Here is a 6733-nt window from a genome sequence, read left to right on the forward strand (position 1 = left end):
GTGGCCCTGATCAGGGCCACCGTGGCCCCGGCAGTCCGCCCGTCGTCGACCATGTCCCGACCCGGGACAAGGTCGTCTTCCTGACCTACGACGACGGCGCCGAACGCGACCCCCGCTTCATCGACCTCGTACGCCGGCGCCGCCTCCCCGTCAGCATGTTCCTCACGGACAGCGTGGTGGGACCCGGCTACGGCCACTTCGCCCGGCTGCGCTCGGTCGGCGCGAGCCTGCAGAACCACACCCTCGACCACCCCGCCCTGCGCGGCCTGCCCTACGCCGGTCAACGCGCCGAGATCTGCGGCCAGCAGCGCAAGCTCACGTCCCGCTTCGGCATCCGCCCCCACCTGTTCCGCCCGCCCTACGGCGCGTACGACGCCACGACCCTCCGGGCCGCCGCCGACTGCGGCATCGCGGCGGTCGTGCTCTGGCGGGTCACCCTGGAGGGCGACGGCACCCTCACGTACGTCCGCGGCGCCCACCGCCTGGCTCCCGGCGACATCATCTCCGTCCCCGCGGGCGAGATCCCGCCGCTGACCCTCGCGGAACGGACGACGCGTTTGCTGCGCGAACTGGAGGAGCAGGGGCTGAGGGTCGGGAGGCTGGAGGACTACGTCCGGTGAACGGGCCCGTCACCACGTCCGGTGAACGGGCCCGTCCGGGGGTGCCCCTGCGCGTGGAGCTCGGGGAGATCGAGGGCGAGACCGTTCGGGCCGGAACGGGGGTCCGGGGACGGCAACCCCCAGGGGGCGAGCACTCGAACACAGGCCGACTTCTCGGACTGGCGTACCCGGAAAACCCGGCGACGCCACGCAGTGAATTGGCACTCCGCTTGACCGAGTGCTAATCGCGGTCATAGTCTCGGTTCTGGCACTCCCCCCTGGAGAGTGCCAACACAGCGACGGGCAGGTCCGGCACCCGCGACGACGGATCCACCTGGTCGCCACCTCAGACAGTTAACCCCGTGAGATCTCCGAAGGGGGAGGTCGGATCGTGACGACCGCCAGCTCCAAGGTTGCCATCAAGCCGCTCGAGGACCGCATTGTGGTCCAGCCGCTCGACGCCGAGCAGACCACGGCTTCGGGCCTGGTCATTCCGGACACGGCCAAGGAGAAGCCCCAGGAGGGCGTTGTCCTGGCCACCGGTCCCGGCCGCATCGAGGACGGCAAGCGCGTCGAACTCGACGTGAACGTCGGCGACATCGTGCTGTACAGCAAGTACGGCGGCACCGAGGTGAAGTACAACGGCGAGGAGTACCTCGTCCTCTCGGCCCGCGACGTTCTCGCGATCATCGAGAAGTAAGTCACCTCGTAGCAGATTTGCTCCGAACTGCGCCCCTGGTCCCGACACGCTTACTGAGCCGGGCGCCCGGGGCGCAGTGTTTTTTCACCCCAGATTTCCGAGAGGGCTCCCGCTGCCATGGCGAAGATCCTGAAGTTCGACGAGGACGCCCGTCGCGCCCTTGAGCGCGGCGTCAACAAGCTTGCCGACACGGTGAAGGTGACGATCGGCCCCAGGGGCCGCAACGTCGTCATCGACAAGAAGTTCGGCGCCCCCACCATCACCAACGACGGTGTCACGATCGCCCGCGAGGTCGAGGTCGAGGACCCGTTCGAGAACCTCGGTGCCCAGCTGGTCAAGGAGGTGGCGACCAAGACCAACGACATCGCGGGTGACGGTACGACCACCGCGACCGTGCTGGCCCAGGCCCTGGTCCGCGAAGGCCTGCGCAACGTCGCCGCCGGCGCCTCCCCGGCCGCCCTCAAGAAGGGCATCGACGCCGCCGTCGCCGCCGTCTCCGAGGACCTGCTCGCCTCGGCCCGGCCGATCGACGAGAAGTCCGACATCGCCGCCGTCGCCGGGCTGTCCGCCCAGGACCAGCAGGTCGGCGAGCTCATCGCCGAGGCGATGGACAAGGTCGGCAAGGACGGTGTCATCACCGTCGAGGAGTCCAACACCTTCGGTCTGGAGCTGGACTTCACCGAGGGCATGGCCTTCGACAAGGGCTACCTGTCGCCGTACTTCGTGACGGACCAGGAGCGCATGGAAGCCGTCCTGGACGACCCGTACATCCTCATCACGCAGGGCAAGGTCGGCTCCATCGCCGAGCTGCTGCCGCTGCTGGAGAAGGTCATCCAGGCCAACTCCTCCAAGCCGCTGCTGATCATCGCCGAGGACGTCGAGGGCGAGGCCCTGTCGACCCTGGTCGTCAACAAGATCCGCGGCACGTTCAACGCCGTCGCGGTCAAGGCCCCCGGCTTCGGTGACCGCCGCAAGGCGATGCTGCAGGACATGGCCGTCCTCACCGGCGCCACGGTCGTCTCCGAGGAGGTCGGCCTCAAGCTCGACCAGGTCGGCCTGGACGTGCTGGGCTCCGCCCGCCGCGTCACCGTCACCAAGGACGACACCACGATCGTCGACGGCGGCGGCAAGAAGGAGGACGTGACCGGTCGCATCGGCCAGATCAAGGCCGAGATCGAGTCCACGGACTCCGACTGGGACCGCGAGAAGCTCCAGGAGCGCCTCGCGAAGCTCGCCGGCGGCGTGTGCGTCATCAAGGTCGGCGCCGCCACCGAGGTGGAGCTGAAGGAGAAGAAGCACCGTCTGGAGGACGCCATCTCCGCGACCCGCGCCGCGGTCGAGGAGGGCATCGTCTCCGGTGGTGGCTCCGCGCTCGTCCACGCCGTCAAGGTCCTCGAGGGCAACCTCGGCAAGACCGGCGACGAGGCCACCGGTGTCGCGGTCGTCCGCCGCGCCGCCGTCGAGCCGCTGCGCTGGATCGCCGAGAACGCCGGCCTCGAGGGCTACGTCATCGTCTCCAAGGTCGCCGAGCTCGAGAAGGGCAACGGCTACAACGCCGCCACCGGCGAGTACGGCGACCTGGTCAAGTCCGGCGTCATCGACCCGGTCAAGGTCACCCGCTCCGCCCTGGAGAACGCCGCCTCCATCGCCTCCCTCCTCCTGACGACCGAGACCCTGGTCGTCGAGAAGAAGGAAGAGGAGGAGCCGGCCGCCGGTGGGCACGGCCACGGCCACTCCCACTGAGCACTGCGCTCGTAACGGACGTCGGTGACAGACGCCCGTAGCAGACACGGAGGCCCGGCACCGCTGCCCAGCGGTGCCGGGCCTCCGTGCTGTGCCCGTGCTTGCCCTCGCTGTCAGTGGCCTGTGCCACGCTCGGCGCATGGGATTCTTCGACGATCTTGTGCTTCCGGAGGAACCGTCCGCCGAGCGGGACGTGTGGGTGAGCTTACGACCGCCGGATGAGGACGAGGGGCGGTATGCGCCGCCCGTCGACCGGTTCGCACCCGTGTGGGTGCCGCAGCTGGAGGTCGTGGGCGCCGGTCCCGAAACCAGGGTGCTGCTGACGGGATGGTCTGTGTGGCCGCAGTCGGTCACCTTGCATCTGGCGGTCTTCCGCAGCGTCCGCCGGCAGGGCGCGGACGCGGGGCGGCAGTCCGGGCTCCGGGTGGGTCTGCGGTTCTCCGACGGCCGTCGCGTGACCTCGCTGGACGGGAAGGTGTCGCGGAGAATCCCCTTCACCGGGCCGCAGGGGCAGGCGAGCGTGGCGACGACGGAGCAGGCGGTCGGGCTCATTCCGCTCGATCCGGGTCTGCACCACTCCCACAGGTCCCTGTTCAAGACCGACGTCGACCTGTATCTGGCGGAACTCCCGCCCCTCGGGGAGGCGGAGCTGGTGGTCGAGTGGCCGGACGAGTCCGTGCCCGAGACCCGCACCGCCGTCGACGTGGCGGCGCTGCGTACCGCGTCGAGCCGGGCGCTCGAGGTGTGGCCGGACCTCGACCCGCCGGAATCGGCGCAGCAGTCGGGTGCTTTCGCCACGATGGAGATGAGCGGGCCGCCGACGTTCCTGGCACCACCCCTGACCCGGTATCAGCTGGAGGCGCTGCGTCGTGAGGAGGAGGCACGGCAGCGCTACGTCCCGCGGGCGGACTGGCAGCGGATGGGCTACCGGGACTGGGGAGACGCGGATCTGATCCGGGCCCGGCTCGCCGGAGGCGCGCCTCCGGCCGCCGTCGCCGGACGGCCCGGCACCACCCCGCTGCACCTGGCGGCGGAGCGGGGAACGGCGGAAGCGGTGACGGCGCTCCTGACGCACGACGGGGACGGGGATGGGGACGGGGACGCGTCCGTCGACGTCGACGCACGCGACGACGACGAGCACACCCCCCTGTGGTACGCCGCTCAGAACGTGGACGAGGGCACCGTCCGTGCCCTGATCGACGCCGGGGCGGATGTGTGGACACCGCAGTCGGGACCCTGGTCACCCGGCCGGCTGTTGTCGACCACACCGCTCGCACCTCTGGTGCGTGAGCTGCCGGGAGCGGTGGAGCTGCCCGCCGAGGAGGTCGCCGCCCAGCAGAGGGCGGACGCGCTCATCGCGGCCTTCGGCGAGGAGCAGTTGTGGACCGAAGGGCTCGGCATCTGCTTCGTACGGGGCCTGAGCGAGGACGAGGTGATCCGGCGGCTCGGTGCCGACCCCGCAGGGTGCCCGAGGCAGGCACTCGACGACGCGCCCTTCGATCCGACGGACTACGACGTGTCCCTGCATTACGTGGGCGTCCTGGGCGTGGACGGCGCCCCGGGTGGCTGTGTGATCACGCAGAACGGGTACATGCCGAGCGACGACACCGTGCTGAAGGCGATATCGGCGGGCACCGCCGCCTACGGGGTGTACTTCAACCCGAAGGGCGGCACTTTCGGCACCCTGGCCCGGGACGGCGAAGTCGTCGAGTCCGAGGAGATCGGCCTGTGGCCGCACGCGTCGGACCCGGCCGCCTTCTGGACCTTCCGCTTCTGGCAGCGCAAGCACGCGTTCCCCCACGGCGCCGACATCATGGCCTACGCGTGTGCCGCGGCCGGCCTGAGCATCGACGACGGCCGGGACGCGGCCGGACTCCGCAGCCCACGCCGCTGGGTGGAGCTGCCTCCGCGGCTCCGGCGCTGACGGTGGAAGACAGAGCGGAGCCTTGTCCGAAAGGATCCGCCGCTTGCCCACGTCGAGGGCATGCCCTTCGCCCTTTCTCTCCGCATCTCTCCGTATCTCTCCGCGCTCTGCCCACGGGATCACCCGGAGGTTCGAACATGCAGTACACACGTGCACGGCGTGCCGTTCTGGGCGGGTTCGCCGCGCTCGCCGTCCTCCCGCTCGTGGCTTGCGGCTCCGGCGGTACTCCGACTTCACCGGCTCCGTCTGCCACGACGACGCGGCAGTCTCCGGCCGCGAAACCGCCCGCCGGCGACTTCAAGGAACTGGAGCGTACGTACGGCGCACGGCTGGGGGTCTACGCGGTCGACACCGATAACGGGCGGGAAGTGGCCTACAACGACAACGAGCGGTTCGCCTACGCCTCCACGTTCAAGGCGTTCGCCGCCGCTGCCGTCCTGCGCAAGTACTCCCTGAGCGGCATGGACGAGGTGATCACGTATTCCAGGGACGATCTGATTGCCCACTCTCCCGTGACCGAGAAGCACGTCGATACCGGGATGACTCTGCGTGAGCTGTGTGACGCCGCCGTCCGCCACAGCGACAACACCGCGGCCAACCTCCTGTTCGACGCGCTCGGTGGGCCGAAGGGTCTGGCATCCGCTCTCGAAGAGGTGGGCGACACCGCTACCCGGGTGGAGCGCCGCGAGCCGGAACTGAACCAATGGGCCCCGGGCGCCACGCGGGACACCACCACACCCCGCGCGTGGGCCGGCGACCTGAGGGCGTTCGTTCTCGGAGACATGCTGGGCAGGAAGGAACGCGCACAGCTCACGAAGTGGCTGCGGACCAACACCACCGGCGACGAACTCATCAGGGCGGGCGTCCCCCACGGCTGGGTGGTCGGCGACAAGACCGGCGGAGGCGGTGTCTACGGCGTCCGCAACGACATCGCCGTGGTGTGGCCACCCGACGCCGCGCCCATCGTCATGGCGATCATGTCGAATCGCGGTACGGAAGACGCCGACTACGACAACAAGCTGATCGAGGAAGCGGCGTCCGTGGTCACCAGGACGTTGTCGTAGGAGAACGACTCCGCAGGCGTTCGGGACACGTGAGGTGATGGTTCATCAGCCCCTCTCCGCGTCCTCGTACGAGATTCTCGTCATCGCGGACGCCGGATACGAAGCTCCCCGCTTCGGCTTCCTCCTGAGGGACCCGCCCGTGCAGGCGCCGGCCCGGATGTCATCGGACCGCGTCCCGCGCAGGGCTGTCCCACCCTGGCTGCCGCACACCCTGGCCCGCCCGCCCAGGCACGGAGGCGAGTCCGTCCAACGCGCCGCCGGTCGGGCCTACCGGTTGCGGACCGGCGCAGGAAACCACCGCCCATACGGTCTTGCCCGGGCCTCCCGGCCGCTCGGCGACGCCCCACTCCTCGGCCAGCGCCGCGACGAGGGCGAGGCCCCGGCCGCCCTCCGCGAGCGGCCCGCCGTCCGACGCGGGGACGGGCAGCCGCTCTCCGCGCACGTCGCTCACCTCCACGCGCAGCCGGGTCCCGTCCGCGTTCCTGCTGAGCCGCAGCTCGGCGTCCCTGCCGGGGACCCGGCCGTGGGTGACGGCGTTGGCGGCCAGTTCGGCGACGACCAGCTCGACGGTGTCGTGCACCGGGCTGCCGTAGGGCCAGCCCCAGGCGTCCGTCTGTTGGGAGGCGAGGCGCCGGGCGAGCCGGGCGCCGCGTGGGGTGGGGGAGAAGCGGAGAGTGAAGGCGGGGGTGGTCATGCCCCGAAG

The 6733-nt window shown here is 70.3% G+C and carries 6 protein-coding genes and 1 pseudogene; 6 read left to right on the forward strand and 1 reads right to left on the reverse strand.

Translation table 11 applies throughout. The features are described 5' to 3' along the window. The 6 genes and pseudogenes from AOK11_RS09965 to AOK11_RS46385 all read left to right on the forward strand — a co-directional run. Nucleotides 1-620: polysaccharide deacetylase family protein (locus AOK11_RS09965; protein WP_240497280.1), on the forward strand; the 620-nt coding region annotated here is incomplete at its 5' end. 370 nt (nucleotides 621-990) lie between these two features. After that, nucleotides 991-1299, forward strand: coding sequence for a co-chaperone GroES (gene groES / locus AOK11_RS09970; protein WP_055572073.1), 309 nt, complete (start codon nucleotides 991-993; stop codon nucleotides 1297-1299). Between the two features lie 117 nt (nucleotides 1300-1416). Beyond that, nucleotides 1417-3042 (forward strand): chaperonin GroEL, encoded by a 1626-nt coding sequence (gene groL / locus AOK11_RS09975; protein WP_055593302.1) that lies wholly within the window; start codon nucleotides 1417-1419, stop codon nucleotides 3040-3042. 139 nt (nucleotides 3043-3181) lie between these two features. Next, a complete protein-coding gene (locus AOK11_RS09980) occupies nucleotides 3182-4966 on the forward strand; it encodes an ankyrin repeat domain-containing protein (RefSeq protein ID WP_055593303.1) in 1785 nt (594 codons plus the stop codon). A 137-nt stretch (nucleotides 4967-5103) separates the two neighbouring features. Next, on the forward strand, nucleotides 5104-6030 hold the full coding sequence (gene bla / locus AOK11_RS09985; RefSeq protein ID WP_055593304.1) for a class A beta-lactamase: 927 nt from the start codon (nucleotides 5104-5106) through the stop codon (nucleotides 6028-6030). A 70-nt stretch (nucleotides 6031-6100) separates the two neighbouring features. Further along, nucleotides 6101-6277 (forward strand): annotated as a pseudogene (locus AOK11_RS46385) (NF041680 family putative transposase); the annotation flags it as partial. On the opposite strand, the gene AOK11_RS09990 reads toward AOK11_RS46385, so the two are convergent. Beyond that, nucleotides 6191-6724, reverse strand: a complete 534-nt coding sequence (locus AOK11_RS09990) for an ATP-binding protein (RefSeq protein WP_079034746.1) — start codon at nucleotides 6722-6724, stop codon at nucleotides 6191-6193. The pseudogene AOK11_RS46385 and the gene AOK11_RS09990 overlap by 87 nt on opposite strands. Between the last annotated feature and the right edge of the window lie 9 nt (nucleotides 6725-6733).

It is taken from the genome of Streptomyces hirsutus, assembly GCF_001418415.1.
Lineage (GTDB): Bacteria > Actinomycetota > Actinomycetes > Streptomycetales > Streptomycetaceae > Streptomyces > Streptomyces hirsutus.